Source organism: Chelatococcus sp. GCM10030263, assembly GCF_042666455.1.
GTDB lineage: Bacteria > Pseudomonadota > Alphaproteobacteria > Rhizobiales > Beijerinckiaceae > Chelatococcus.
On record NZ_JBHTDB010000016.1, the window covers coordinates 782,684 to 807,380 of the forward strand.

The window sequence follows — 24,697 nt, forward strand, 5'->3', positions numbered from 1 at the left end:
ACTTCTTCTTGATCAGACGGCGGCCCGCTGCATCGAAGACGGCGCTGCCGCAGCAATTGCTTCGACGATGGGCGCAAGATCGGCCCACAGGTCGTCCGGGTCTTCGAGCCCGATGCTGATGCGCAGAATGGTGCCCTGGTGGACGTTGCGGCTCACCCTGCGATCCCCGGCGATGTTCATGGGCGCGATCAGGCTATGCGTGCCGCCCCAGGACGCGCCGATGGAAAAGACCTTTGCAGCTGTCAGCAGGTCCGGGATGGCCGCCTCGGCAGCCGGCGGAATGACGAGACTGAAGACGCCGCTCGCACCCGCGAAATCGCGTTTCCACTCGGCATGGCCAGGGCAATGCGGCAACGCCGGATGCAGCACGAGCTCAGGAGGCAGGCTGCCAGCCATTCGCTCGGCGAAGGTGGTGGCTACGCGCGAGACATGGGCTAAGCGCACGCCCATGGTTTCCAGACCGCGCAGCGCCAGGCTCGCCTCGTCCGGGGAAACACCGATGCCAAGCATGCGCATGGTGTCCTTCAGCCGCCGATGGAGCGGCAGCTCGCGCAGGCTGATCGCCCCCATAAGCAGGTCCGAGTGGCCACCGACATATTTGGTGAGCGCCTCGACGACGAAATCGACCCCGTGCGTCAGCGGCTTGAAGAAGATGGGGGTCGCCCAGGTGTTGTCGCAGCCGACGAGCGCGCCATGTTGGTGCGCCGCGGCCACGATGGCGGGGATGTCCTGCACCTCCATGGTCGTGGAACCCGGCGATTCCGTCCAGACCAGCTTGACGGTGGGATCCAGGAGCGCGGCGATGCCGGGCCCGATCATTGGGTCGTAGATGCGGGAAGCGATGCCGCGTGGCTTCAGGAAATTCTCGCAGAGGCCGGTCACTGGAGGATAAGCGGTGTCGGGGACGAGCACGGTATCGCCCGGCATCAACGCGGTCAGCATCACCATGGCGATCGCCGCCTGTCCGGAGGGGACGAGGGCCGTGCGCACGCCCTGCTGCAATTCAGTCAGCGCCGCTTCCAAGGTGCGCGTCGTCGGCGTGCCGTGCAGGCCATAGGTGTAGCCGTCCGGGCCGCGGTGCTTACGGTCGGCATAGGCCTGGGCATCGGGAAAGACGATCGTCGACGCGCGGAAGGTCGGAACCGAGAGGCTGGCGAACCCCTCTTGGGATACGGCGGGGCGATGCACGCAGAGCGTCCGGTCGCGCATGAAAACTCCTGCATGAATGACTTGCGGGAGCATTGATCCACAGACAGACTAGAAAAACCATTGACGGACAGGCGTGAGTCTATGCCAAATCCTTATAGGGTGCTCCGTTCGTGAATCCGCGGCAGCTGGAAGCCTTCCGCGCCGTCATGATCAGTGGCACGGTTTCGCGCGCGGCTGAGCTGATGGGAATCACGCAACCGGCCGTGAGCCGCAGCATCGCCGAGCTCGAATCCTTTGTCGGCTTCTCCTTGTTCGACAGGATCAAAGGCCGGCTGGTGCCCACGCCCGAGGGGCAGTTGTTCTTCCGCGACGTCGACGCGAGCTTCGTCGGCCTCGACCGGCTCAGGGCTTCGGCGGCGCGCATTCGGGACTTCGGCTCGGGCAGCCTCAAGGTGGCGAGCCTCGCGGCTCTCGGCTCGACGCTGTTGCCGCGTGCAACCAAGCTTTTTCGCGACCAGCATCCGTCGGTCACGGTCACCCTCACGGTCATGTCTTCATCGGCCGTCCGCAACCATGTCGCAGACGGGCAATATGATCTCGGTCTCGCGGCTGACGAGGTCGACCTGTCCGGGGTCGAGCACCAGCTCTTCAGCAGTGTTGCGGCCGTCTGCGCCATTCCGGGCGGCCATCCACTCGCCGATCGCAAGACCATCGGTCCGGCCGATCTCGACGGCGTCGACTATATCGCCCTGTCACCGGAGGATCGGGCCCGCTTGCGACTGCACCAGATCTGCGAGCAGGCTGGTGTCGCGCCCCGCCTTGTCGCGGAAACACCGAATTCGGCAACGGTTTGCGCCCTCGCGCTCGAAGGCGTCGGGATAGGCATCGTCAATCCGCTCGCCGCGGACGGTTTTCCCCAACGCGGCCTCGTCCTGCGTCCGTTCAAGCCGGAGGTGCCGTTCAGGAGCCACCTGCTGTTCCGGCCGGACATCCAAAAGGGCCGCATCGTTCGGGCCTTCGTTGCGGCGCTCTTCAAGGCGCGCAACACCCGACCCGCATTGATCCGTGACAGTCACCGATGAGCTTGATCGACGCGCGAGGCCGAAGCCCGACCGCTCGATCAAGAATTTCGGCAGGCGCTAACGGAACAGAGCCTGCCCTTCAGCGCAGGCTGGCTCTAACGCTTCTTCATGGGGGCATGCCCTCGGGCAACGGTATGGGCGAGCCAGATGTGCGCGCCCGTGTCGCCCTTCACGCCAAGTTCAGAAGCGACGCCGCGTTATCCCCGACGAGCTTCCTGATGTCGCCCGTCGCGAACCGAAGGTCGAGCAGTGTCTGGATGATGGCGCGAAAGCCGGCGACGGGCCGCGGTCCGCCGAGAAGGCCGAGATCCGAGGACAGGATGGTGCGCTCGACGCCGGCGACCTCGATCAGATGGGCGAGATCCTGCGGCGAGAATTTCAGCGACTTGCCGCCGACGAACATGCCGATGGAATGTTCCATGAAAGCGCCGAGGCCGACGAGCCCTCGGATATCCTCATCCGTGCAGCCGATCACATAGGTCGGGTGGTTGACGAGCAGCTTGCGCACGCCGCGCCTCTTCGCCTCCTCGAAGAGGATCGCCAGCTCGGCCGCCGAGAGATGTCCGCCGGCCAGGATGATGTCGGCCTCGGCGATGATGTCGAGCACCTGCTTGCTTTCGTCGGTGAGCGCCCCGTTGGCGTCCAAGACGCTCAGCGGTTCGGGAGGCAGCATCTTGCGGGTGGTCTTCGGGAAGGTCTTCGTCTGCTTGCCCCCATCGGCGAGATGGTTGGCGGCCGACAGGGTCGGCATCCAGACGATCGCAGCGCCGAGGCCGACGGCATGATCCACCGCATGGGGATTGATGCCGCCGGACGCATTGTTCAGGGCAATGCCGGAAAAGAGCTGGATTTTCTCCGCCGGGAAGAGCGTCTGGAGCAGGATCGCATGCGGCATGCCGACATAGTAGTGATCCTTGAAAAGAAGCGCGCGAAAGCCGGCGCGCTCGGCGTCGAGCATCGCTTCGCGATGGTCCAGGATGCGCGGCATGGCCGCCGGGCCGCTGTGGCAGTGCAGGTCGACCGCGCCGACGAGAAGCTCGGCCACCTCTTCGGCACGGCTCGGGGCCGGCAGTTCGAAGGCGCCGTCATGGCGGGGCAGGAATGCTTCGATATTCATGAATGTCAACTCTCGTCCCGGAAGGGATCAGCTCTGCGTTTCGATGGCGCCCGGCTCATCCGGAAGAGGATAGTCGTCGGCGTTGAGCACCCATCCCGGCTTCGCCGAGAAATCCGCACGCGGCGGGCAGAAGATGTCGACGAGCTGGTTGATGCCTTGGCCCATCGCCTGCGAAGTATGGATCGCCGGCGGCGGGATGATCGCGACGGACGGCGATGCACAGTGCTCATGCTCATCGTTGCGCCAGTGCGCAATGTTGGTCGTCCACGGCCATCGCAGGTGATGGATATACTCGCCTGAAAGGGCGAGCGAACACTGCTCGAAGTCCTCGTGATGGTGCGGCGAAAGCATCGAGGGGTCGCGTGGCCCGTTCTTCGGCTCGAGATAGTTCACCATGAAAGTTGAGCCGCGGTAGATCCGACCGAACCGGCCGGGTTCGGGAGGAACGTCCAGGCTATAGCTGCGGACGCGAAATCCGTCGCGCGGTGCGGGCCATGGCTTCAGCTTCGGGATCGCGGCGTTCGACGTCTCGTAGGTCGCGGCGTTTGATGCCTTGGCGATCAAGTCGCTTGCCGCCTCTGTAAACAGCCGGATGACCTGCCCGCCCGCGGGCAGGATGATGCGGCTGTCGCCGGGGGCCACGAAGGTGATGGAATTGCCGGCGATTTCCGTCCTCGCGCCGTTGGCCTCGACGATCGCTTCCGTCGCGCTGTCGGGGATCAGGAGGACGTATTCGTCGGGCTGCCCGACCCTTTCGAAGACCTGCTCACCTTTGGCCTCGCTGTAGACGACCACGAAGGTCTGGCCGCGCACGATCCAGCTGTCCACCCCAGGCCCACGCTCCTGAGGCTGCGACTGATAAAACCGCGCGTAGGTCGCGGGAAATGCAGGCTCGTTCCGCGTGCTGCCGGGCTTCGACGGCGCAAGGCTCGCGCGCGGGTCTGTTGGATCGTACATGAGGCTTTCCCTTATCGATGGCCCTGACGCGACCTCAGGATCGGAAGTCCTTCAGGATCTGGCTGGCCGCTTTGCGCAACAGCCCTTGATCGGTCGACAGGATGAAGGCCGAGGCGCCCATGTGGGCGAAAGCATCGCCCTCCTCCCGGCTGTTCGCCATGACCACGACCGGCTTTCCGACGGCTCTTGCAGCGTCCGAGATCTTCTGGACGGCATCGGTGACCTGCGGCGCGCGGGAGTCGCTTGCCCCGAGAGCGACGGAAAGGTCGCCGCGCCCGACGAAGAAGCCATCGAGACCCTCGACCGCCACGATGTCCGAGATGTGCTCGACGGCGGCAGGGTCCTCGATCATCGCGATGACGGTGACTTTTTCGTCCTGGGCATCGATGTACGGCCAGGACGCCGTCCCGCCGTAGCGACCCGAGCGGCCCGAGGCCGAATAGCCGCGATGTCCGTTTCGATAGCGCGAAGCGGCCACGACCTCCTTTGCCTTGGCAAGGCTCGACACATGCGGAACCAGGATTCCCTCGGCTCCGCAGTCGAGCGCACTGAGGATCGATCCGATGGACGAGACCCTGACAAGCGCGATGATATCGGCCGCACGGGCTGCGAGCACCGCGATGTCGATCGTGCCGCGATCGAAGGGTGCATGCTCCTCGTCGATCACGACGAAGTCGAAGCCGACGTCGCCGAGAATCTCGATCGGATGCGGCGTCGGCGTCTTCACGAAGGTGCCGAAGAGGCGCTCTCCCGCTACGAAGCGTTGGCGAAAGCCGTGAGGCGTCGATTGCTGGCTGATGGTCATCATCCGTCTTTCAAAGATCGTGGGCGTTGCCGCTGGAGACCGCCGGCAGAGGCCTTCTGCCGGTGGCCAGAGCGCTCCTCAGCCCGCAGACGAGGCAGAGCATGCCGAGGCAGGCGGCAGGAACGATCATCGCGCCAACCGGACTGCCGACCGCCTGCGAGACCGAGGGCATGAGATTCTGGCCCACAAACCCGCCCAGCAGTCCAATCGTATTGATGACGGCGATGCCCGCCGCACCGCGCGAGCCCTTGAAGATCCGCGCAGGGAAGAACCAGAAGCACGGAAACAGCACAGAGATGCACGGCGTGCCGATCGCCAGGGCGACGAAACGGAGCGAATCCGACGGCAGCATCGTCGCGGCTGCGAACGAGCAGAGCCCAACGAAGGTGAAGATCGCGGCAGCCGTTATGATCGCGGTTTCGGTCTGGAGGCGGCGCGGAAGCGTGAACAGCAGCACGGCTGCGAGCGCCCATGGGACGGCATTGAGAAGTCCGTTCTGTGTCCCGCTGACACCGAAGCCCTTGATGACCGTCGGCAGCCAGTAGATCACGCCGAATAGCGAGATGTTGATCAGCGAGTAGATGGCCGCCATCGCCAGCACTCTGGGATCAAGCATCGCGCCGAGCGGATTTCCGCCATGCTCCGGCTCGGTCCTGCTCGTGCTGAGCCATTCCTTCTCGGTGGCCGACAGGAAGCCAGCCTCGGCGGGCTTGCTCGGCAGAAACTTCAGAACGACCAGCGACAGAAGGATCGGCGGCACGCCCGTCACGATGAACACCCATTGCCAGCCACTCAGCCCCGCCAAACCGTGAAGATCGAGCAGCGGTCCGGCGATCAGCGCCGACAACATGTTCCCGAAAGCGCTGCCCAAGGTGAGCAGGCCGAATGCGCGGGGGCGATGGCGTTCCGGAAACCAGAGCGTCAGATAGAAAATGACGGCCGGATAGAGGCCGCCCTCCGCCGCACCCAGCAGAAAGCGGATCACGTAGAAGGTGGAGCCGGAATTGGAAAAGGCCAGCAATACCGTCGCCAGACCCCAGGTAAAGGCGATCCGCGCAAACCAGATACGCGCGCCGAAGCGCACGGCGGCGAGCGCGCTCGGGATCTCCACGGCGACATAGCTGAAGAAGAAGAGCGAGGAACCGAACGCGAAACCGACCTCCGAGAGGTGCAGTTCGTCGATCATCTGCAGCTTGGCGAAGCCGATATTCGATCGATCGATGATCGCGCAGAGATAGAGCCCGATCACCATAGGCATGATCCGCCACGCGATACGGCTGATCAGCTCTTGCTCGTTGATAGCGTGAGCGGTGGGCACCGTTTCCTCCCAGGGCATTATGTGACGACTGTGTTCTTGATGTTCCCAGAGAGGTTGCAAATCGGACGCGGGCGATCCATCAAGCTGCTTCGCCGTTCCACCTGACGGAATTGGGAGACCCTCTTGAGCGAGCAGCCGGTCGAGTCCGTCTTGCGAGCCTTGGCGTTGCTGCGCGAGCTGAATCGCACGCGCGTCTCGTCCGTGAAGGATCTTCATGCCGCCACCGGCCTTCCAAAGGCGACGATTGTCCGATTGCTGAAAACGCTGTGCGAAGCGCAGTATGTGACGAATGACCGGCGACAAGGCGGCTACCAGGTCACGTCCAACGTCAAGGCGCTGAGCTGCGGATATCACGGCGATCCGCTGGTGGTCGAGGCGGCGCGGCCGTGGGCGATCGAGTTCACCAGGCAGCATCGCTGGCCGATCGCCATGGCGACCTTCGAAAGGGACGCCGTCTTCGTCCGCCTCAGCACGATCCCCGACAGCCCGATGTCGCCCTTCCACGGCACCATCAATCTTCGTCTCGATCTGCTGACGCGGGCACTCGGACGGGCCTATCTTGCTTTCTGCTCCGATCGGGAGCGCTCCTTATTGCTCGACGTGCTGGGCGTCAGCGACAGCGAAGCGCGCCAGGCCGTCCTCACCATGCTCGCGCGCATTCGGAAAGCGGGCTTCGCGCTCCGCGACCCGACGGTGGAGCCACGCTCGTCGAACACGATCGCCATGCCGATCATGCGCGGGAACGACGTGCTCGCGACGATCGGGATGACCTACTACAATTCCGCCTATCCGCTGTCGCAGGCGGTCTCCAGCTTCGTTCCGCTGCTTCGAACCTTGTCCGAACGGATCAGCGAGAGCGCATCCGCGCTGGAAGCAGACGATCCGGCGGTGGAACCCACGAGCAAATTCCGGCCAGCAGAACGGCGGTAGAATTCTGTCCTGGCATTTTCGCCGCCTGCTACCTCCGGCTCCTCAAGGAGGAAGACGCCATGACCTCGAGCGATGCGAAGACCGTCATCACCTGCGCCGTCACCGGTAATCTGACGACTCGGGAACAGACACCGCATTTGCCGGTCACACCGGCCGAGATCGCGCAATCATGTCTTGAGGCCGCCGAAGCCGGTGCGGCGATCGTGCATATTCACGTCCGCGACCCGATAACGGGCCGCCCGTCCATGGAGCTCGACCACTATCGCGAGGTCGTCGAACGGATCCGCGAGCGCAACACCGACCTCGTGATCAACCTGACGACAGGGCCCGGCGGGCGCTTCATGCCCGGCGAGGCGGACCCGAGAGTCGCAGGACCCGGAACAACCCTGACGACCCCGGAGCGGCGCGTCGCGCATGTGGCGGCACTCAAGCCGGACATCTGCACGCTCGACCTCAACACGATGACCTTTGGCCGTGAGGTCGTCATCAACACGCCGGCGAGCATCCGGCGCATGGCGGCGATCATTCGGGAAGCGGGCGTCCGGCCCGAAATCGAACTGTTCGACACGGGCGATACCGCGCTTCTGCACGATCTCATCGCCGAGGGAACGATCGATCTGCCCATCACCTGCTCCCTCGTCCTCGGTGTCAAATACGGCTTCCCGGCGACGCCCGAAATGCTGCTCAACGGGCGCAGCCTCCTGCCGGCAGGCTCCTTCTGGACCGCTTTCGGGGTTGGCCGGCACGCCTTTGCGATGGTCGCCCAATCCTATCTGGCCGGCGGACATGTCAGGATCGGCATCGAGGACGCCGTCTATCTCGACAAAGGGGTTCTCGCGCCCAGCAATGCCGCCTTGGTCGAAAAGGCGCGCAAGGTCGTCGAAATTCTCGGCGGCCGGATAGCCACATCAAGTGATGCACGCCGCTTGCTCGGGCTTACCGACGCCGCTGCGCCGTAGAGCGGCCTCTCACAGCGCCGCGAGATAGCCTCCGTCGAGCGGGATGGTGCAGCCGTTCACGTAGGCGCCCGCGCGCGAGGCGAGAAAGACCGTGAGGCCTTGGATATCCTCCGCCCGGCCGGGGCGCTTGATGGGAATGTAGGTCTCGACGCTCCTCCTCACCGCGTCGGACGCGGTGTCGGTCAGCCGTGAAGGAAAGGGGCCCGGGGCGATGGCATTGACCAGGATCCGGTCCGGCCCCAGGCGTTTGGCGAGAGCGCGCGTGAGGTGATGCAGCGCCGCCTTCGACGCGCCGTAGGGATAGGCTTCCCAGCTGGGAATGTGCAGCCCGCCGATCGAGCCCACGTTGATGATCCGGGCAGGTGTCTCCTCCGTCGCGGCGGCGCGCAGCACCGGCAGCAGTTCCTGCACGAGGAAAAAGGGCGCGCGCAAATTCACGTCCAGCACGAAATCCCACTGGTCCCGCGTCGCCGTCTCGATCGCGGCGCGGTCGTTGGCGCCGGCGTTGTTGACCAGGATGTCGAGGCGCCCCTCCCGCGCTTTGACGAGCGCGCCGAGTGTCTCGGGGCCCTCCTCGGACGCAAGGTCGGCGGCCAACCCGATGCAGATCCCCGCGCGTGACAGCTCGGCCGCTGCCGCTCTGCTGCGGTCCGCATCACGCGACGTGATGTAGGTCTTCACCCCTCGCTCGACAAAACCTTGCGCGATCATCGCGCCGATTCCGCTGGTGCCGCCGGTGACCAGCGCGACCTTGCCCGCGACCGAGAACAGATCGTCCACCATGGCCCTGCTCCTGATCTCGCCATGCTCGCGAACACGAGGAAGCTTCTCGATCCTCATGCCGTGCTGGGGCAACGGCGTCGCTTCGGCCCGCCCTCGATCCGACTACGTTCAGGCGGACCTCGATTTGTGATCCTACGACGGAGGCTGTCGCGGCTGCCTCGGCTTTGTCGGCCCATTCCGTTTACCGGAATGGCGGAACGGAGGGCGCCGAAGCGTGTCAATCCTGTTGTCCTTGCGTCAGCAGTGTGAGCCATTCGGCGACGAGGGCCGGCTTATCGCCGCCTTCGATGTCGACGGTCACCTCATGGGTGAGAAGAACGCGACCGGCATTTCTTGTCTCAACCGCCGCCAGGACGAAACGCCCCCGCACGCGGCTGCCGCACTTCACGGGCGCGATAAACCTGAGGCGGTTCATTCCATAATTGATGCTCATGCTGATCCCGTCGATCTTCGGGAGAGCGTCGAACATCATGTGGCTGAGCAGAGATAAGGATAGAAATCCGTGCGCGATCGTCCCCCCAAATGGTGAGTCTTTCGCCCGGTCTGTATCGACATGAATATACTGCCGGTCGAGTGTCGCATCGGCGAAGGCATCGATCCGCGACTGGTCGATCTCGATCCAGCCGGATTTTCCGACTTCGGTTCCGATCAGCCGAGCGTAGGCGTCGATCGTCAGCGCTCTGCGTTCCATGGTTCACAGCACCTCGAAGAGCCCCGCGGCGCCCATGCCGCCGCCTACGCACATGGTGACCACGACATAGCGGATGCCGCGGCGCCTCCCTTCGATCAGCGCATGCCCGATCATACGCGCTCCGGACATGCCGTAAGGATGTCCGATGGAAATCGCGCCGCCGTTGACGTTGAGCAATTCGTTGGGAATGCCGAGCTTGTCCCGGCAATACAGAACCTGCACCGCGAATGCCTCGTTCAACTCCCAAAGACCTATGTCGTCGATGCCGAGATCGAAGCGCTTCAAGAGCTTGGGCACGGCGAAGACCGGCCCTATACCCATCTCGTCGGGCTTCGTTCCAGCGGCGGCCATCCCGATATAGCGGCCGAGCGGCTGCAGCCCTCGCCTTTCGGCCAGTTTCGCTTCCATGAGCACCGCGACCGATGCGCCGTCCGACAATTGGCTGGCATTGCCGGCCGTTATGGTGCCGGCCTCGCGCACGGGCTTCAACGATGCGAGGCCGTCCAGATCCGTGTTCGGGCGGTTGCCTTCGTCCCCTGTGAGGGTCACGGTCTCCTGGCTTTGTGTGCCGGTCTGTTTGTCGACAACCGCCTTGCTGGCCGTGACGGGAATGATCTCGTCGTCGAAGCGGCCTGCGGCCTGCGCTGCCGCCGTGCGCTGCTGGGATTGCAGGGCATAAGCATCCTGGCGCTCGCGCGAGATGCCGTAGCGGCTGGCGACGACCTCGGCCGTATCGATCATCGCCATATAGGCATCGTCGTGCATCGCGACGAGCTCGGGATCCAGGTCGATGCGCAGTTCCGGCGTCTGGACGAGCGAGATCGACTCGACGCCGCCGGCAAGGATGATATCCATGCGATCGACCATGATCTGCTTGGCCGCGGTGGCAATCGTCATCAGACCGGACGAACACTGCCGGTCGATCGTCATTCCAGGCACCTCGACCGGCAGCCCCGCCCGCAGCGCCGCCATGCGCCCTATCGTCTGCTGATGTCCTTGCGGGAGCGAGCAGCCGAGAATGCAGTCGTCGCACTCGCCAGGCTCCACGCCCGCGCGTTCCACGGCCGCGCGCAAGGCATGGGCGGCCAAACTGGGCGAGGGCGTTGCATTGAAGGCTCCGCGAAAGGCCTTGCCGATCGGCGTTCGCGCCGTGGCAACGATCACAGCGTCGCGCATATCACTGCCCTCCGTCGACAGGCCGGATGTAGCCCGCGTTCTGCAGTTCGAAACGCCCCTGCCCTTCTCCGGATTGGGGCACGAAATCACCACTGCGGTCGACGACTTCCGACCAGCGCTCGACGAGCGTGTCGGCAACCTCGGAACCGCGCCCGAGAAAAGCGCCGCGCGTCAGCGTGACATGGGCGGTTTCGAACGAGCCCGCTCCTGCGGCGAGGATCGTCTTGGTGGGCGCGTCCTCCCGTACCAGGGCGAGAATGCCGGGGCTGACACAAGCCGGCTGCAGCAGTTCGAGCTCCGCCTGCGGGAGAAGCCCGTCGAGCATTTGTGTGGCCGCGGTCGGTGCGATGCAGTTGACCCGGATATCATGGCGTGCCCCTTCCAGCGCCAGGGTCTGCATCAGTCCGACCAGCGCCATCTTGGCCGCGCCGTAGTTGGACTGGCCGAAATTGCCGTAGAGCCCCGAGGACGACGTGGTCATGACGATGCGGCCGTAGTTCCGCTCGCGCATATGGTTCCACACCGCCTTGGTGCAATAAACCGCGCCCATGAGATGGATGTCGATGATCAGCCGGAAGTCATCCAGATCCATCTTGCCAAAAGTCTTGTCGCGCAGAATGCCGGCATTATTGACGAGGATGTCGACCTTGGACCAGCGGTCGATCGTCTCCTGAACCATGGCCGAGACGGCCTCGAAGTCGGCGACCGAGGCGGCGACGGCAAAAGCCTCGCCGCCGGCGGACAGGATCTCGTCGGCGACCGCTTGTGCTGCGGCCTGCGATAGGTCATTGACCAGCACCTTGGCGCCGCGGGCTGCCAGAAGCAGTGCATGTTCGCGCCCGAGACCGTTGCCTGCTCCCGTGACGATGGCCACTCGTCCTGTCAGATCGATCATACATCCATATCCCTTGCCTTGAGAGCGCTCCCCGAGGCGTCCCCAATACTTCACGAATTCGGCGCTGTCCTCCATAGCCGGGAGGACGCTGCAGCAGGCCGACCCCGATTGTTTGCTCAGTCCGTGAACATGGCCGTATCGGCTCCCAGGCGTGGGGCCTTCGGCAGATCGAGCGGCTGGTCCCGCTCCCATCGGAACGGCGGCGCAAGCGCGACCGGCTCCCCGGCAATGCCGATCCCCGGCGTCCCGGGATAGAGCTCGGCGAGATATTCACCGAGATCGCGCACGCGTGCGGCCGGAACGCCCGAAGCGCTCAATGCCGCTTCCAGCTCATCGGCGCTGGCCCGCGAGAAGGCTTCAGCGAGAGCTTCGCGAAGCTCGTCGGTGGCCAGATTCGCCAAGAAAGCCTCGCTTGCCAGTTCCGCTGGCACGAACGGCGGCTCGGCCAGCTCCGGCCTGCCGAGCAGGTGGCACAGCGTGGTGAACTGGCCTTTGGTGTTCGCCGCCACCGAAATGTGGCCATCGGACGTTGCGAAGGTTTCGGCTCCCGGGCTGCCGACGAAGCCGCGGTTGCCGACCTTCTCCGGCGCCTTTCCGGTGGCCAGTGTGGACGATGCCGGACCGGACATGAGCGACAAGGCTGAATCGACCATCGAAACGTCGATCGTGATCGGCCCTCGGTCGCCGCGCAGACGCCGCACGACTGCGGCGAGGATCGCCTCGGCCGCGGCCATCCCCGTGGCGATATCGATCACGGGAAAGCCGACCTTCACCGGCGCGCGGTCGGTGCTGTTACCCTGCAGCGCCATCATGCCGGTCGCCGCCTGGATGACGTGGTCGTAGGCGCCCTTCGCACTGTTGGGACCCGACTGGCCCCATCCGGAGATCGAACAGTAGATGACATCGGGCTGCACGGCACGCACGTCTTCGGGGCCGAGGCCGAGCCGCCTCGCAACGCCGGGACGAAAGTTCTCGACGACGATGTCGGCGCCTTGGGCGATCCGCAGAACAACCGCCCTGCCCTCCGCTGTCATCAGGTCGATCACGACGGATTTCTTCCCGGCATTGAGCGCCCGGAAACCCGGCGGCAGCCCCCCGACATCCGGCTGAAGAGCCGAGCCGCGCATGGGATCCCCGCTTCCCGGCCGCTCGATCTTGATCACCTCGGCGCCCAGACAGCGCAAATGATGCGTGGCGCAAGGACCCGCCAGCACATGGGTCAGATCGAGCACCCGGAAGCCTTCAAGGGGTTGCATTGCTTCTCCTCAATAGCCGCGGCTGAAAGTCCGCGAGAGCGGCAGGAAAATGGCGAGCGTGACCGACAAGAGAATGATGGTCAGGGCTGCTGCCTCGCCGATCCGCGTCTCTGACCAGAACTGGAAGATGAGCACCGAAAGCGTCATGGCTTTCGTCGACCCGCCGCCCAGGAAGAGCGGCGTATTGAGGTCCCGTAGGGCCGACAGGAAGACCACCGTGAAAGCGGCTAGCAGGACCGGTCTGAGCAGGGGCAGAGTCACCGTAGCGAGCGTGCGAAGCCGGCCCGCGCCGCATATGTTGGCCGCTTCCTCCAGGGACTGGTCGATCTGTCCGAAGCCGTCGCCGATGTTGCGGGTTGCGATAGGCAGCGATCGCGCCGCTTGGGTCATCGCAATCAGTGTGAGCCCCCCGTAGAGCCCGATCGGCGAGCCGATCCACGCCCACATGACCGCAGTGAGAAAGGCAACCGAGGGGACCAACAGCGTATACATCGCCGTCCCCTGGAGCAGGAAGCGCCCCGGAAGCCTCGTTCGGCGCGCGAAATAGCTGACCGCCGTGCCGACGAGGAGCACGATGGTGACCTCCATCGCGGCAATTCTGAGTGTGTTGCCGCTGATTTGCCAGAACGCGAAATACTGCCGAACGACATAGTCGAAATTCGCGAGCGACAGGCCCGACAGGCTCGCGTTGCCGAACCAGCGCGTGTTGAGCGACATCCACAACACGACGAGATAGGGGCCGACCACGGACAGGAGCGAGAGCAGCACGATGAAAAGAGCGGCCACCGGACGCCAGCGCCGGAGAGGAACAGCGGCTGCGCGCGCGCCCTTGCCGATCACCACGGCAAAAGTGTTGGCCTGACGACGGCGCCGCAGAACCCAGACCAGCATTCCGACCACGAGCGCAGTGGCGACGAAGTGACGCCCATCGCTGCGGCTAGTTCCAGCCTAGGCGGGAATGAGCTGAGGAACAGATAAAGCTGCGTCGAGAAGACGTAGATGCGCGCCGGCATACCGAGAATGGCCGGCACTGCGAAAAGCCCCCAGGAAATGATGATCGAGAAGGCCGTCGCCGAAACGATCGCAGGCGTGATCAGCGGCAAGGTGACGGTGCAGACCACCCTGAGCGGGCGCGCTCCGGCAACACGCGCGGCTTCCTCGAAACTGCCGTCCACGGAGGACAGCGCGGCCTCGACCGTAAGAAAAACGAAGGAGTAGAGGAAAAGCGCGGTGACGAAGATCATCCCCGACATCGACTGAATGTCGAACGGTTTGACGCCGATGATCTGGTCCAGGAACTGGTTGACCAAACCGGCATTGGGGCTGGCGATATAGACATAAGCCATCGCCGTCAGCCACGGTGGCGATACGAAAGCGAGAATGGCAGAAAAACGCGCGAGGTTCTTGAACGGCACATCCGTGCGCGCCACCAGAACGGCGAGCAGCACGCCTGTCACGGTGGCCGCGGCGGCCGAGCCGAAGGCGAAGATCCATGAGTTCAACAGGACGCCGCCCGCTCCGAATTTGTCATGAAGCTCGACGTAGTTGGTGAGGCCGTAGCTGCCGTTCTTCTCGCTCAGACTTCCGATCAGGAGCCAGACCATCGGGTAGACCGTCAGTACGAGAAGCACTATGGCGGTCAATACATAGATCGCGAGCAGGCCGGCGCTTCGCCGCCGGCGCATGGTGAAGGGGAGTGAAGCCGTCAAAACCGGTTGCGCCACAGTCATCAGGCGGCCTCCGGATAGACGAGCAGAGCGCCCGGCCTCACGCCGATCGAGACGGGCGCGCCCTCCTCCAGAACGCCGTCACGCCCCGAGACCTCGGCCGTGATGTTCCTGTCACCGCATCGGATGAGATACTGGACCTCGCGGCCGAGGAACTGCGCAAAAACGATCCGCCCCGGCCAGCCTTCTCCCGTGTTTTCCGGCTGGAGCACGACATCGGATGGCCTGAACAGGACTTGGGCGCGATCGGCCGATGTCGCCTGTGCATGGTTGGGGACGGCGCCGATGCCTTCGATCATCAACCGCCCATCGACGCGCTGCGCCGACAGGGTGTTCGTGGCGCCCAGGAAACGCGCCACCTCGGCCGTCCGCGGACGGTGGAAGATGTCCTCCGGTCTGCCCCTCTGCAACACGCGCCCGGCCGACATGACCATGATCTGGTCGGACAACGCCAGCGCTTCCGACTGATCATGCGTGACGGCGACCATCGTCATGCCCGTCTCGCGCTGAATGCGCTTGAGTTCCTGCCGCATTTCCTCGCGCAGATGTGCGTCGAGATTGGCCAACGGCTCGTCGAGCAGAAGAAGCTCCGGATCATAGGCAATGGCGCGCGCCAGCACCACGCGCTGCATCTGTCCGCCGGACAGTTGCCCGGGATAGCGCTCGCCATAGCCGGGCAGGCGCACCAGTTCGAGCGCCGCGCGCACGCGCTTCTCGATCTCTTCGCGTGGGCGCCCGCGAACCTTGAGCCCGTAGGCGACGTTGTGTGCGATCGTCATGTGGGGCCAGATCGCATAGGACTGGAACACCATGCCGAGATTGCGCGCCTCGACTGGAACAAGGTCGCGGCCGCTGCTGAACACCGGACGCGATCCAATGACGATGTCGCCGGACGTCGCGGTCTCCAGTCCCGCGATGCAGCGCAAGATCGTTGTCTTGCCGCAGCCCGACGGCCCGAGCATCGTCGTGATACCGCCCTCTGGCACATCGAACGACACCTCATCCACCGCCCGCACGGCGCCGAACTGCTTCACGAGCTTACCGACTTCGACTCTCGACACGATCAGCCCATGATCTTGCGCCAAGTGTCGATGATCTCGCCGCGCTGGGCGGTGAGTTCGACGAGATTCGGCGAGTAGATGTTCAACTTCGAGACTGGCGGCATGCCCGGGGGAGGAGGCGCGTCGCTGTTGGATCCGTAGAAGCCGTTCTCCTGGGCGAGCGATTTCTGGTATTCCGCCGAAAGGAGATGGTTTGCCAGAACCGCACCGGCAGCAGGATGGGCCGCTTGCTTTGAGATGAAGCAGCAATAACGCGCGAGCACCGTCCCGTCTTCTGGGAAGATCATGCGCGTGGGCGAGCCCTGCAACTGGTAGAGGAAGCCCCACGCCTGGGCGACCACGCAGATCGGCTTCTCGCCGCGCGCGACGGCCTGCATGGCTTCGGCCTGAAGCCGCATTTCGCTGACCTCGTTGGCCCGGAGCGCCTTGATGAACTCCCAGCCGTGCTGCTCCACGAGGCCCTTGATGAGCAGCGTCGACGTCCCAGCATTCTCCGGGGCGCCGAAGAGGATCTTTCCCTTGTATTTGGGGTCGACCAGATCGGTATACTTGGTTGGGCCTTCGCCATCTGGAATGATGTTCTTATTGACGACGATCGTCATCGCCAGGCCGCCGGTCGGATAGATGCCGGGATCGGTCAACGCGAAGGCCCCACCGAGCTTTGCAACATTCGGCAGGTCCGGTGCCGCCGTATAGCCTTTGTCGCGAGCGTAGATGCCCAGCGCGTAGTCGCTGAGGCCGCAGACATCCGCCGAATCGGCTCCGCCCTTGATCTCCTGCTCGTATTTGCGCAGCACGATCTCACCGCCGCCGGGCCGCGCGTATTCGACCGTGAAGCCCGCACTCCCGCCGAACTGCGCCATGAGCGGCTCTTCTGTCTTGGCGATCCCGCTCGAGTAGTAGACAGCCCGCCCTTCCGCTTTGGCTTTGGTGACGACGCTCTCCCAGCCGGAATCCGCAAGAGCCGGTCGTGCGAGCACGGTGGCTGCCCCCGCAGCAAGTCCGCGCCACAGCAACATGCGTCTGTTCAGCATGGTCTCCCCTCCCTGATGAGTCCGGGCTTCCGCAGGGCGCCATACCGAGTTCAAACCCGGACCTGCAACGGCCAGACTGTGACGATCCAGTGCGGCCGCCGAAGCCATGCCTGGATCGAATTAGATGTGATCACTACCATATGGCTTGATCAGGGTGGCCGTCAATTGGTAAATACCGCTCATGAAAAAGCCGAATACAGTCACCGATTTCCTGTCGTCGCGCCTTCTCCGGCTGTCGAATACGTTGGGCCTCTACGCCAGCCGTCGGTATCGCGACGAGTTCGGGATAACGCTCCCGGAATGGCGCGTGCTTTCGATCGTCGCCTCCTGCGAACCGACCACGGCGCGAGAGGTCAGCCGCAATCTTGCGACCGATAAGGGATGGGTCGGCCTTTCCGCAGACAGCTTGCGGCAGCGGGGATTGGTGGCAGGCAGGCCCGACGAGCGAGATGGGCGCCGGATTCTACTCTCTCTCACCGCTGAGGGTAGAAAGATGCATGCCGCCATCCTTGCTGTAGCTCAATCGCGACAGGAGAGACTTTTGGCCAGCCTTCCCGAAGGGACGGCCGATCTTCTGATCGAATGCCTCGATCGGCTCCAGGCGGAAGCGGACGCGATGCTGGAGGAACCTGCTGCAGCGGCAACGGAGACTGATGTTACCCGACCGTGATCAGCAGCGTTGCTGGGACAGTGAAACTCCGACTGCCTAACGAGCAAGGGTCTTCCGCGTTCGATTTCAAAGAGAAATTTGTACGTCTCAAGATGAGCGAGCCTTCGGCTGCGGCCAGATCAGACGTGAGCGGACGTTTCTTTCACCGCGTTCAGCGCCGTCATTCGCTGGCGAGCTTGAGATAAGCCGGCGAGGCTCGGAAACCATCGATCAGGCGATCGCTGCTGCCGCTCGATGACCGCCGCCTGTTTCAACGCCGGGCATGGCAGCGTTCTTACGGCAGATGGCACGTTCGAGCTCGATGCCGCCATTATGCGCGGCAGCGATCTGGCGACGGGCGGCGTTCTGAACGTCGCTCACATTCGCAATCCGATTCTTCTAGTACGCCACATCCTCGACCATTCCGAGCATGTCTCTTCGTCGGGGCAGGCGCTGAACGCTATGCTGCGGCGGCGGGGTTCGACCTGATCGACGCGAGCTTTTCTCGAAACTGCGCTACGGCGCGCGCAGTTGATGGCGGCACGCAATAGCTGTCGGGTTGAACTGGACCACGATGGAAAAAAATACGGTACTGTGGGTGCAGTAACCCGAGATATGCGAGGTTCTCTGGCTGCGGCTACCTCGACAGGCGGGCTGACCAACAAGGCACCGGGGCGGGTCGGCGCTTCGGGCGTCATCGGCGGCGGCAGATCACCGACATCGCTCTCCAACCGGGCGAGCAGCTCGTCGGCTCCGGGCCGGTCGCCGCCGGCGACACCGTGCGCTGGATCATCGGCGACACGCAGAGCGGCGCAGGCGCCACGCTGCAGGTTCATATCCTGGTCAAGCCGACGCGGCCCGTAGCCACACTACGCTTATCAAGTTTGACGACGCCCTGCGTGCTTGGTCGGCTTGGAATTGGCGCGATATGCAGGTCGGTCCCCGCCGCCTCCGCAGCACGACACCACCCTTGCGGCCCCTCGCTCCGGCTCGAAGCAGGGGCCACAAAAGCCTGCCGGGACGCAGTCGCTGCTACTCGGCCGCAGACGATGTGAAGCTCGCAGTCCGCATTTGCTTCAGGCCAACGGCGACCAGGAACACAACCGCCAGCGTCAGAATGACGTCTGCCACGAAGGCGAGTTGGATTCCGGCCAGAATATCGGCCCGCAGAGCCATGACCGCGCCGAGAATTGGGATTCCAACTGTGACCGCAACCTGCTGAGTCATGCTCAAAAGGCCGGTGGCTAGTCCTTCGTTTTCATCCGTCACTTCCGAGGTAGCGGCAACCGTGGCGGCGACGACGGCGGTGATGTGACCGAAGAAACCTATGAACAGCGCAGGGATCAGCAGCCACAGCCAGGATGGACTATTGCCAAGCATGATCAGCGGCGCGGTGAAGACCGCCTGAACCGCCATTGCCACCAAAAGTACGGGACGCGCGCCGCGATGAGCGATAATCCGGCCCGCGATAACGCCCGCCGCGACGGCCGCCAGCCCCGGAACACCAAAGATCAGGCCGGTCGTCATTGCTCCAAAATGCAGCGCATCCTGGAGATACACCGTGACCAGGAAGATCAGCCCGGCCTCCATCGCGAAGACAATCAGCAGCGCCAGGTTGCCCCACCGCACCGACGGCAATGCCAGCATCTCCAGGGCGACCAACGGGGCCTTCGCGCGGCGCTCGATCCAGAAGAACAGCGCCAGAAGAATGGCTCCCACAATCAATACCGGCAGTGAGCGCTCGGTGATCCCGAATACGATGGCAAAGAGCGCGAGCGTGACCGAGACGGCGCCCGGGATGTCGAGCTTCACGTCCTCGGGCGTGTGGGCTGCGGGAACGACAAACGGCGCCAACGCAAGGATCACAACAGCGAAGGGCACATTGATCAGGAAGGTCCAGTGCCAGCTCAATGCGCCGACGAGTATCCCGCCCGCCAGCGCGCCGACCGTGAAGCCGGCGGAAAGCAATGCGCCGTTCAGGCCAAGCACGCGCGCGCGTTGACGTTCATCGGCAAATGTCGTGATCAGCAGCGACAGAGCGGCCGGCGCCGTCATTGCGGTTGCCACCCCTTGGAGCGCACGCGCGGCGAGAAGCGTCACCGGCCCGGTCGCCAGACCGCCCATCAAGGATGACGCCGCAAGCAGCGCGAGTCCCAGGAGAAACAGGAGGCGACGCCCGTAAAGGTCGGCGAGTCGCCCGAAGAGGAGCGACAGTCCAGCGGCAGGCAACGCAAAGGCTGTCGCGACCCAGGGCAGGCTGACGAGATCGAGACCTACCGCCCGCCCGACCTCGGGCAGCGCGATGTTGAGGATCGAGAAGTCGACCGACAGCATGAAATTGGTGCCGAGAAGAAGCACGGCGATCAGACTTTGCCGAGGCGTCATAATCGGCGGTTCGCCTGTTTGGGGCTGAGATATTTGCGACGTCGCCATCGGGCGGGCTCCTTGAGCGATTTCGGATTCGTTCGGGCACGCGACACGCCGCACGTTCAAAGGAGACGCGGGATCGCAAAGCGAATTGTTGAGAAGAGCGGAAGCTCGCCGGAGTAACCGGCAAGGGTATGGATGGATTAGAGTCCGCGATTGACAGCGCCTTTCATGACGCTGTCGTCGACGAAAATTGGCAATACATCGGGTTGCCCGACATCTTCCGCTGCGGCTGGTCTGTTGGATGGCCGGAGCCGATCACAGTTGCGCCGAAACAGCGCGACGGACACCTCCACGCCGAGCCCGTCTACGCTCGCGAGGGCCTAGCCCTGCGCGCCGGGCGAACGTTTGCCCGAGTCCTTCAGCGACTAACTCTGCTACCGAGCCGTTTGAAAGCGACTCTTCTCCCGCCCGCTCAGAGCAGTCGCATCAGCTTGCTTCCATCGCGCCGCGCCCTATGTTAAAACCGAAGGGTGACTACACTTATTATACGTAGATATCCTACGCTTATCAAGGGGCTTACTCGACTTGAAGGAAGACACCACGACCAAGCCGACGCGCCGGCCCCGCGCCGACGGCGAGCGAAACCGACTCCGATTGATCGAGGCGGCCAAGCGCGCCTTTGCTGAAAAGGGCGCAAGCGTCGGTCTTGAACATGTCGCACGCGGCGCAGGCGTCAGCATCGCCTCGCTCTATCGCCACTTTCCGACGCGCGACGAACTCATTTCGGAGGTATACCAGCAGGAAGTCACCGCGCTGATCGAGGCAGCCGATGAGTTGATGCGCGAACGAGAACCGGCTGATGCGCTCCGCGAGTGGCTTTTGCTCTTCGTGGAGTTTCTCGACGCCAAGCACGGCATGGCCGCAGCGATGGATACCCTCATCGGCGGACCGGAGCGCGTCTACAGCAAAACACCGCAGCGCCTCGACGTGCCCGTCAAGGCATTGGTCTCACGTGGGGTTGCGAATGGCGTCTTTCGGGACGACGTCGAGCCACACGACTTGCTTCGCGCGCTCTCAGGCGTGGCTCACGTGAGACCCGGTGAAAACTGGAAGCGACAAGCAGTGCGGATGGTCGATCTTCTGGTCAGTGGTTTGCAGCTAGTCTAGTTGCGAATGCTTCTATCGCTGGCCCGGCCGATCGCCTACACGACGCCAGCTGAAGGTGCACGGACGCAGTTAGTATGCGGGATGCTCGGCAGAAAAGCGCCTGGCCTCAATCAGCACGGGCATCAATTGCCGACCTCGCTCGGAGAGCCGATATTCCACGCGAAGCGGCTTCTCGGCAAAATCGATCCTCTCCACCAGATGATCTTTCTCCAGTTCCCGAAGATGCTGCGTCAGCACCTTTTGCGAGATGCCGGGCATGTCGCGCAGGAACTGCGATGAGCGCAGGGACGAGGCAGCATAAAGGCGGAACAGGATCGGTAGTTTCCAACGACCTTGGATCATCCGAATGACGCGAGTCACATGCGCGACAGCACCATCGGGACCAAGGCAGACGTCACGCTCTTGGGCTCTGATGGGCACTTTTAAGTGCGTACTTGTCTCGTCGACCATATCGACCGATCTGTCCTATCATCTGCAAATTGGATGGATTTCAAGCATATGGAGTTGCAACTTCACGGCAAGGCCACCCTCGTGACCGGGAGCAGCAAGGGCATAGGTGAAGCTATCGCCACCACCCTGGCGCGCGAGGGCGCCCATGTTGTCGTTCACGGCCGCGACCCGGAGGCGGTCGACTATGCGGTGGAGGCCATTGGCGTCCAAGGGGGGACCGCATTTGGCGTTCTGGGCGACCTGATGAGTGAAGCGGATGTCGACCGTCTGATCGACGAGGCTGAGGCGCGGTTTGGCCCCATCGCCATCCTGGTGAACAACGCCGGAGGCTCCGGCCCGAAGAACGACTGGGAGACGACAGAGCCCTCAGGCTGGACATTTACCTATGATCGTAACGTCCTCGCCGCCCTTCGTGTCACGACCCGCCTCCTGCCTGGAATGCGGAAAGTTCGGTGGGGCCGCGTGATCAACATCTCCAGTGGAGCGGCGACCATGCCGCCGCCGACCGGTCCCGACTACTCGGCCGCCAAGGCCGCGATGAACGCGATGACAGCCTCAATGGCGAAAGCCGTGGCGGGTGAAGGTATCACCGTCAATGCAGTATCGCCGGGAACCATCCGCAGCGCCAAGCTGGAAGAAGCCTTCCGAGCCGTCGCGACGGACCGTGGTATCGCTTCCGCCGATGCGCCTTGGGGGGAGATTCAGCGCGGTGTCCTGCCGCTATTCGCACAAGTGCCGCTCGGACGCGTCGGAGAATTGAACGAGTTGGCGAGCGCCGTTGCTTTCCTCGCCAGCCCGCTCGCAGCCTACATCACTGGTATCAACCTGCGGGTGGATGGTGGTATGTCCCCCGTCCTTTGACTTGGCCGATCGACAGAGCACGTCCCCAGCGATCCCGTCGAGCTCCGGTTGACCAAACTCACCATGAGCGCTGACGACGCACCGTCCGCTGAACCGATGAGAACATTCCATTCACGCTTGCGAACGCGATCATGTCGCATTGCGCCGACATCACAGCAAGAGCCAACGATGCTGCGCGATCGGAGACAGAATGAAAACCATTGGAATCCTCGGAGGCATGTCCGCAGCCTCGACGCAGATCTATTATCGCAAGATGTGCGAGATCGTCCGCAAGCGACTTGGAGGCTTGCACTCTCCCGAGCTGCTGATCCGCTCGCTGGATTTTGCAAGAATCGAGACGTTGCAAGCCAGTGGTCAATGGGACGAAGCCGGGCGTATTCTCAATGCTGAGGCCAAGGGGTTGGAGCGCGGCGGCTCTGACCTTATCGTCCTGGCAACAAACACGATGCACAAGTTGGCTGAGCAGATGATGAGCGGAGTGGGCATCCCGCTCCTGCATATCGCCGACGCGACGGCGAATCGGATCACGAAATCAGGCCTCAAGACGCCCGGCCTGATGGCGACAGCGTTCACTATGGAGCAGACCTTCTACATCGATCGTCTCAAAGCGGCTGGGCTTCAACCCATCATTCCCGACGACGCCGATCGGGCCGAAGTGCATCGCATCATCTATGACGAGCTCTGCAAGGATATTACGACGACGGACAGCCGCTCGATCTATGAGAACATAGCGCAGGGCTTGATTGAAAAAGGTGCCGACTGCGTGATCCTCGGTTGTACAGAAGTTGGAATGCTGCTCAATGAGTGCAACGTCTCCGTTCCCGTTTTCGATACGACCCTGATCCATTGCGAATCGGCTATAGACGCGGCGCTGGCTTAGTGACGCAGTTCATTCTGCGAACGTCGGGCTTCGTTTCCCGAATCATCGTCGTTCGTGATCATCGTGCCCTGAGGCTGAGCGTTTGAAGAAAGCCAATCAAAGCCGCGTTGGTCGCCTCGGTCGCCTCAAGTTGAGGCCAATGACCGACACCGGGAAGCAACTGCCAACCGATCAGCCCCGGCAGTGCTTTGCGTAGGCGCTCCTCACTGAATCCCCCTCCGACGTCCTTGGTCCCGTCTTCGTCGCCCGCCAGGAAAAAGGACGGCTGCTCGACCAATCTCCCCTTGAAAGCGGCGGTGAGATCGAAGCCCGGTTGGATGGAGCGATAGTAGTTCAGCGGGCCGCGAAAGCCCGTGCGCTCGAAGTCGGTGATAGCCGCTTCAAGGTCTTCCATGTTCGCCCAACCGGGTAGAGGGGCGGGTAATTGCTGGTACTTTGGCTCGTCTCGATTGAACAGCGTCCAACGCTCCGGCTTCGGAGCCGCAGCCGAAGACCAGTAGAGATTTGCCGGCAGGCGCTTTCGCAGATCTGACCAGGCCGCCTCGGCGGTCGGCAGCATACGACTGAACATATAGAAGTTTGGATGCCCAGCTTCGATCATCACCTGGAGGAAGCTCTTCTCGCCACGAGGCGAGAATGGAACGCTCAGGCCGAACACCGCGGGGAAGCGATCCGGGCCCATCAGCGCCGCGTTCCATGCTACGGATGCGCCGAAGTCATGACCGACGATCACCGCCTGTTTCACCGCGAGAGCGTCCATTACGCCCACCACGTCACCTACCGTGTGGAGCACGGTATAGGCCTCCGGATTTTCCGGCGCTGAGCTTCCGCCGTAACCACGCATGTCGAGCGCGATTGCCCGATAACCTTTGTCGGCGACCGCTTCCATCTGGCGTCTCCATCCGCGCCAGGTGTCGGGGAAGCCGTGGCAGAAGATCACCGCTGGTCCTGACCCGAGCTCCACGGCGTGAATCGTTATGTCATTGGCAGCGATGTGTGCGTGCCTCATGCAGGTTTCCAATCGAATCGTCAGGCAAGGTGGGGGTGCAACAGCAGCGGTGGCAGATAGCGGCCGCCGTTCCCGTTGGACTAAGCGAAGTACAGATCGTTCAATCCCTTGCGCAATAATTCCTGGTGAATAGCTGATCCATCGACGGGCAGAAGCGTCCGCTTGGCAATCATCCAGCGACCGCCATGGCGTTCAAGCTCCCAGCGGTTCACGACGGCACGGTGGATTCGATATCCGGTCGAGATGCCGTGATTCGGTAACTCGCGTGACCTGAGACCCTTTTCTCCTCCGGTCTGAGGGAGAGTCCTAGGTTTCGTTTCTGGCCTCAGGCGGCCTCTTTTTCCAGCGAGGATTTGAGGGCGAACTCGGCG

At 63.3% G+C, this 24,697-nt stretch carries 24 protein-coding genes and 2 pseudogenes; 9 read left to right on the forward strand and 17 right to left on the reverse strand.

Annotated elements, in window-relative coordinates; translation table 11 throughout:
* Window positions 1-12: 12 nt before the first annotated feature.
* Window positions 13-1,209, reverse strand: a complete 1,197-nt coding sequence (locus tag ACFQU1_RS26030) for a trans-sulfuration enzyme family protein (RefSeq protein WP_378138279.1) — start codon at window positions 1,207-1,209, stop codon at window positions 13-15.
* Window positions 1,210-1,319: 110 nt separating this feature from the next.
* On the opposite strand from ACFQU1_RS26030, the gene ACFQU1_RS26035 reads away from it, so the two are divergent.
* A complete protein-coding gene (locus ACFQU1_RS26035; protein WP_378138281.1) occupies window positions 1,320-2,231 on the forward strand; it encodes a LysR substrate-binding domain-containing protein in 912 nt (303 codons plus the stop codon).
* A 169-nt stretch (window positions 2,232-2,400) separates the two neighbouring features.
* On the opposite strand, the gene ACFQU1_RS26040 is transcribed toward ACFQU1_RS26035, so the two are convergent.
* The 4 genes from ACFQU1_RS26040 to ACFQU1_RS26055 are packed head-to-tail and all read right to left on the reverse strand — an operon-like array spanning window position 2,401 to window position 6,644.
* Complete coding sequence (locus tag ACFQU1_RS26040; RefSeq protein ID WP_378138283.1) at window positions 2,401-3,348, reverse strand: DUF6282 family protein; 948 nt, start codon at window positions 3,346-3,348, stop codon at window positions 2,401-2,403.
* Window positions 3,349-3,375: 27 nt separating this feature from the next.
* Window positions 3,376-4,305, reverse strand: coding sequence for a hypothetical protein (locus ACFQU1_RS26045; RefSeq protein WP_378138285.1), 930 nt, complete (start codon window positions 4,303-4,305; stop codon window positions 3,376-3,378).
* A 34-nt stretch (window positions 4,306-4,339) separates the two neighbouring features.
* Complete coding sequence (locus ACFQU1_RS26050; protein WP_378138287.1) at window positions 4,340-5,110, reverse strand: HpcH/HpaI aldolase/citrate lyase family protein; 771 nt, start codon at window positions 5,108-5,110, stop codon at window positions 4,340-4,342.
* Between the two features lie 10 nt (window positions 5,111-5,120).
* On the reverse strand, window positions 5,121-6,644 hold the full coding sequence (locus ACFQU1_RS26055; RefSeq protein ID WP_378138289.1) for an MFS transporter: 1,524 nt from the start codon (window positions 6,642-6,644) through the stop codon (window positions 5,121-5,123).
* Between ACFQU1_RS26055 and ACFQU1_RS26060 the strand changes: the two genes are divergently transcribed.
* The gene (locus ACFQU1_RS26060) at window positions 6,594-7,358 is read left to right on the forward strand and encodes a helix-turn-helix domain-containing protein (protein ID WP_378138291.1); all 765 of its coding nucleotides are present in this window, start codon (window positions 6,594-6,596) and stop codon (window positions 7,356-7,358) included. The two genes, ACFQU1_RS26055 and ACFQU1_RS26060, sit on opposite strands and share 51 nt — an antisense overlap.
* A 59-nt stretch (window positions 7,359-7,417) precedes the next feature.
* Window positions 7,418-8,317 carry a 3-keto-5-aminohexanoate cleavage protein gene (locus ACFQU1_RS26065; protein WP_378138293.1) on the forward strand — a complete coding sequence of 300 codons (900 nt, stop codon included), beginning with the start codon at window positions 7,418-7,420 and terminating at the stop codon, window positions 8,315-8,317.
* 9 nt (window positions 8,318-8,326) lie between these two features.
* Here the strand turns inward: ACFQU1_RS26065 and ACFQU1_RS26070 are convergent, their stop codons facing one another.
* The 9 genes from ACFQU1_RS26070 to ACFQU1_RS26110 form a co-directional block, all read right to left on the reverse strand.
* Entirely contained in the window at window positions 8,327-9,100 is a 774-nt protein-coding gene (locus ACFQU1_RS26070; RefSeq protein ID WP_378138295.1) for an SDR family oxidoreductase, read from the reverse strand.
* A gap of 217 nt (window positions 9,101-9,317) precedes the next feature.
* The gene (locus tag ACFQU1_RS26075; protein WP_378138297.1) at window positions 9,318-9,791 is read right to left on the reverse strand and encodes a MaoC family dehydratase; all 474 of its coding nucleotides are present in this window, start codon (window positions 9,789-9,791) and stop codon (window positions 9,318-9,320) included.
* Window positions 9,792-9,794: 3 nt separating this feature from the next.
* Window positions 9,795-10,967: an acetyl-CoA C-acyltransferase gene (locus ACFQU1_RS26080; protein WP_378138299.1), complete on the reverse strand. Its 1,173-nt coding sequence runs from the start codon at window positions 10,965-10,967 to the stop codon at window positions 9,795-9,797.
* Window position 10,968: 1 nt separating this feature from the next.
* On the reverse strand, window positions 10,969-11,862 hold the full coding sequence (locus ACFQU1_RS26085; protein ID WP_378138301.1) for an SDR family NAD(P)-dependent oxidoreductase: 894 nt from the start codon (window positions 11,860-11,862) through the stop codon (window positions 10,969-10,971).
* Window positions 11,863-11,978: 116 nt separating this feature from the next.
* Window positions 11,979-13,118: a CaiB/BaiF CoA transferase family protein gene (locus ACFQU1_RS26090; RefSeq protein ID WP_378138303.1), complete on the reverse strand. Its 1,140-nt coding sequence runs from the start codon at window positions 13,116-13,118 to the stop codon at window positions 11,979-11,981.
* Between the two features lie 9 nt (window positions 13,119-13,127).
* Window positions 13,128-14,009: an ABC transporter permease gene (locus ACFQU1_RS26095; RefSeq protein WP_378138305.1), complete on the reverse strand. Its 882-nt coding sequence runs from the start codon at window positions 14,007-14,009 to the stop codon at window positions 13,128-13,130.
* Window positions 13,955-14,848 (reverse strand): ABC transporter permease, encoded by an 894-nt coding sequence (locus tag ACFQU1_RS26100; protein ID WP_378138307.1) that lies wholly within the window; start codon window positions 14,846-14,848, stop codon window positions 13,955-13,957. Before ACFQU1_RS26100 ends, ACFQU1_RS26095 begins: the two co-directional genes overlap by 55 nt.
* Entirely contained in the window at window positions 14,848-15,906 is a 1,059-nt protein-coding gene (locus tag ACFQU1_RS26105; protein ID WP_378138309.1) for an ABC transporter ATP-binding protein, read from the reverse strand. The genes ACFQU1_RS26100 and ACFQU1_RS26105 overlap by 1 nt, the downstream gene beginning before the upstream one ends.
* A 2-nt stretch (window positions 15,907-15,908) precedes the next feature.
* Window positions 15,909-16,940, reverse strand: a complete 1,032-nt coding sequence (locus ACFQU1_RS26110; RefSeq protein ID WP_378138311.1) for an ABC transporter substrate-binding protein — start codon at window positions 16,938-16,940, stop codon at window positions 15,909-15,911.
* Window positions 16,941-17,121: 181 nt separating this feature from the next.
* Between ACFQU1_RS26110 and ACFQU1_RS26115 the strand changes: the two genes are divergently transcribed.
* The 3 genes and pseudogenes from ACFQU1_RS26115 to ACFQU1_RS26125 all read left to right on the forward strand — a co-directional run.
* Window positions 17,122-17,610, forward strand: a complete 489-nt coding sequence (locus ACFQU1_RS26115; protein WP_378138313.1) for a MarR family winged helix-turn-helix transcriptional regulator — start codon at window positions 17,122-17,124, stop codon at window positions 17,608-17,610.
* Window positions 17,611-17,844: 234 nt separating this feature from the next.
* A pseudogene (locus tag ACFQU1_RS26120) lies at window positions 17,845-18,240 on the forward strand (isoaspartyl peptidase/L-asparaginase); the annotation flags it as partial.
* A gap of 56 nt (window positions 18,241-18,296) precedes the next feature.
* A pseudogene (locus tag ACFQU1_RS26125) lies at window positions 18,297-18,449 on the forward strand (TrbG/VirB9 family P-type conjugative transfer protein); the annotation flags it as partial.
* Between the two features lie 172 nt (window positions 18,450-18,621).
* Here the strand turns inward: ACFQU1_RS26125 and ACFQU1_RS26130 are convergent.
* Complete coding sequence (locus ACFQU1_RS26130) at window positions 18,622-20,022, reverse strand: MFS transporter (RefSeq protein ID WP_378138315.1); 1,401 nt, start codon at window positions 20,020-20,022, stop codon at window positions 18,622-18,624.
* A 522-nt stretch (window positions 20,023-20,544) separates the two neighbouring features.
* Between ACFQU1_RS26130 and ACFQU1_RS26135 the strand changes: the two genes are divergently transcribed.
* Window positions 20,545-21,126 (forward strand): TetR/AcrR family transcriptional regulator, encoded by a 582-nt coding sequence (locus tag ACFQU1_RS26135; protein WP_378138317.1) that lies wholly within the window; start codon window positions 20,545-20,547, stop codon window positions 21,124-21,126.
* A gap of 69 nt (window positions 21,127-21,195) precedes the next feature.
* On the opposite strand, the gene ACFQU1_RS26140 is transcribed toward ACFQU1_RS26135, so the two are convergent.
* Entirely contained in the window at window positions 21,196-21,576 is a 381-nt protein-coding gene (locus tag ACFQU1_RS26140; protein WP_378138319.1) for a winged helix-turn-helix transcriptional regulator, read from the reverse strand.
* Between the two features lie 48 nt (window positions 21,577-21,624).
* On the opposite strand from ACFQU1_RS26140, the gene ACFQU1_RS26145 reads away from it, so the two are divergent.
* A complete protein-coding gene (locus ACFQU1_RS26145; RefSeq protein WP_378138394.1) occupies window positions 21,625-22,437 on the forward strand; it encodes an SDR family NAD(P)-dependent oxidoreductase in 813 nt (270 codons plus the stop codon).
* 190 nt (window positions 22,438-22,627) lie between these two features.
* A complete protein-coding gene (locus ACFQU1_RS26150; protein ID WP_378138321.1) occupies window positions 22,628-23,317 on the forward strand; it encodes an aspartate/glutamate racemase family protein in 690 nt (229 codons plus the stop codon).
* Window positions 23,318-23,375: 58 nt separating this feature from the next.
* Here ACFQU1_RS26150 and ACFQU1_RS26155 read toward each other — a convergent pair whose 3' ends face one another.
* A complete protein-coding gene (locus ACFQU1_RS26155; protein ID WP_378138323.1) occupies window positions 23,376-24,326 on the reverse strand; it encodes an alpha/beta fold hydrolase in 951 nt (316 codons plus the stop codon).
* Between the last annotated feature and the right edge of the window lie 371 nt (window positions 24,327-24,697).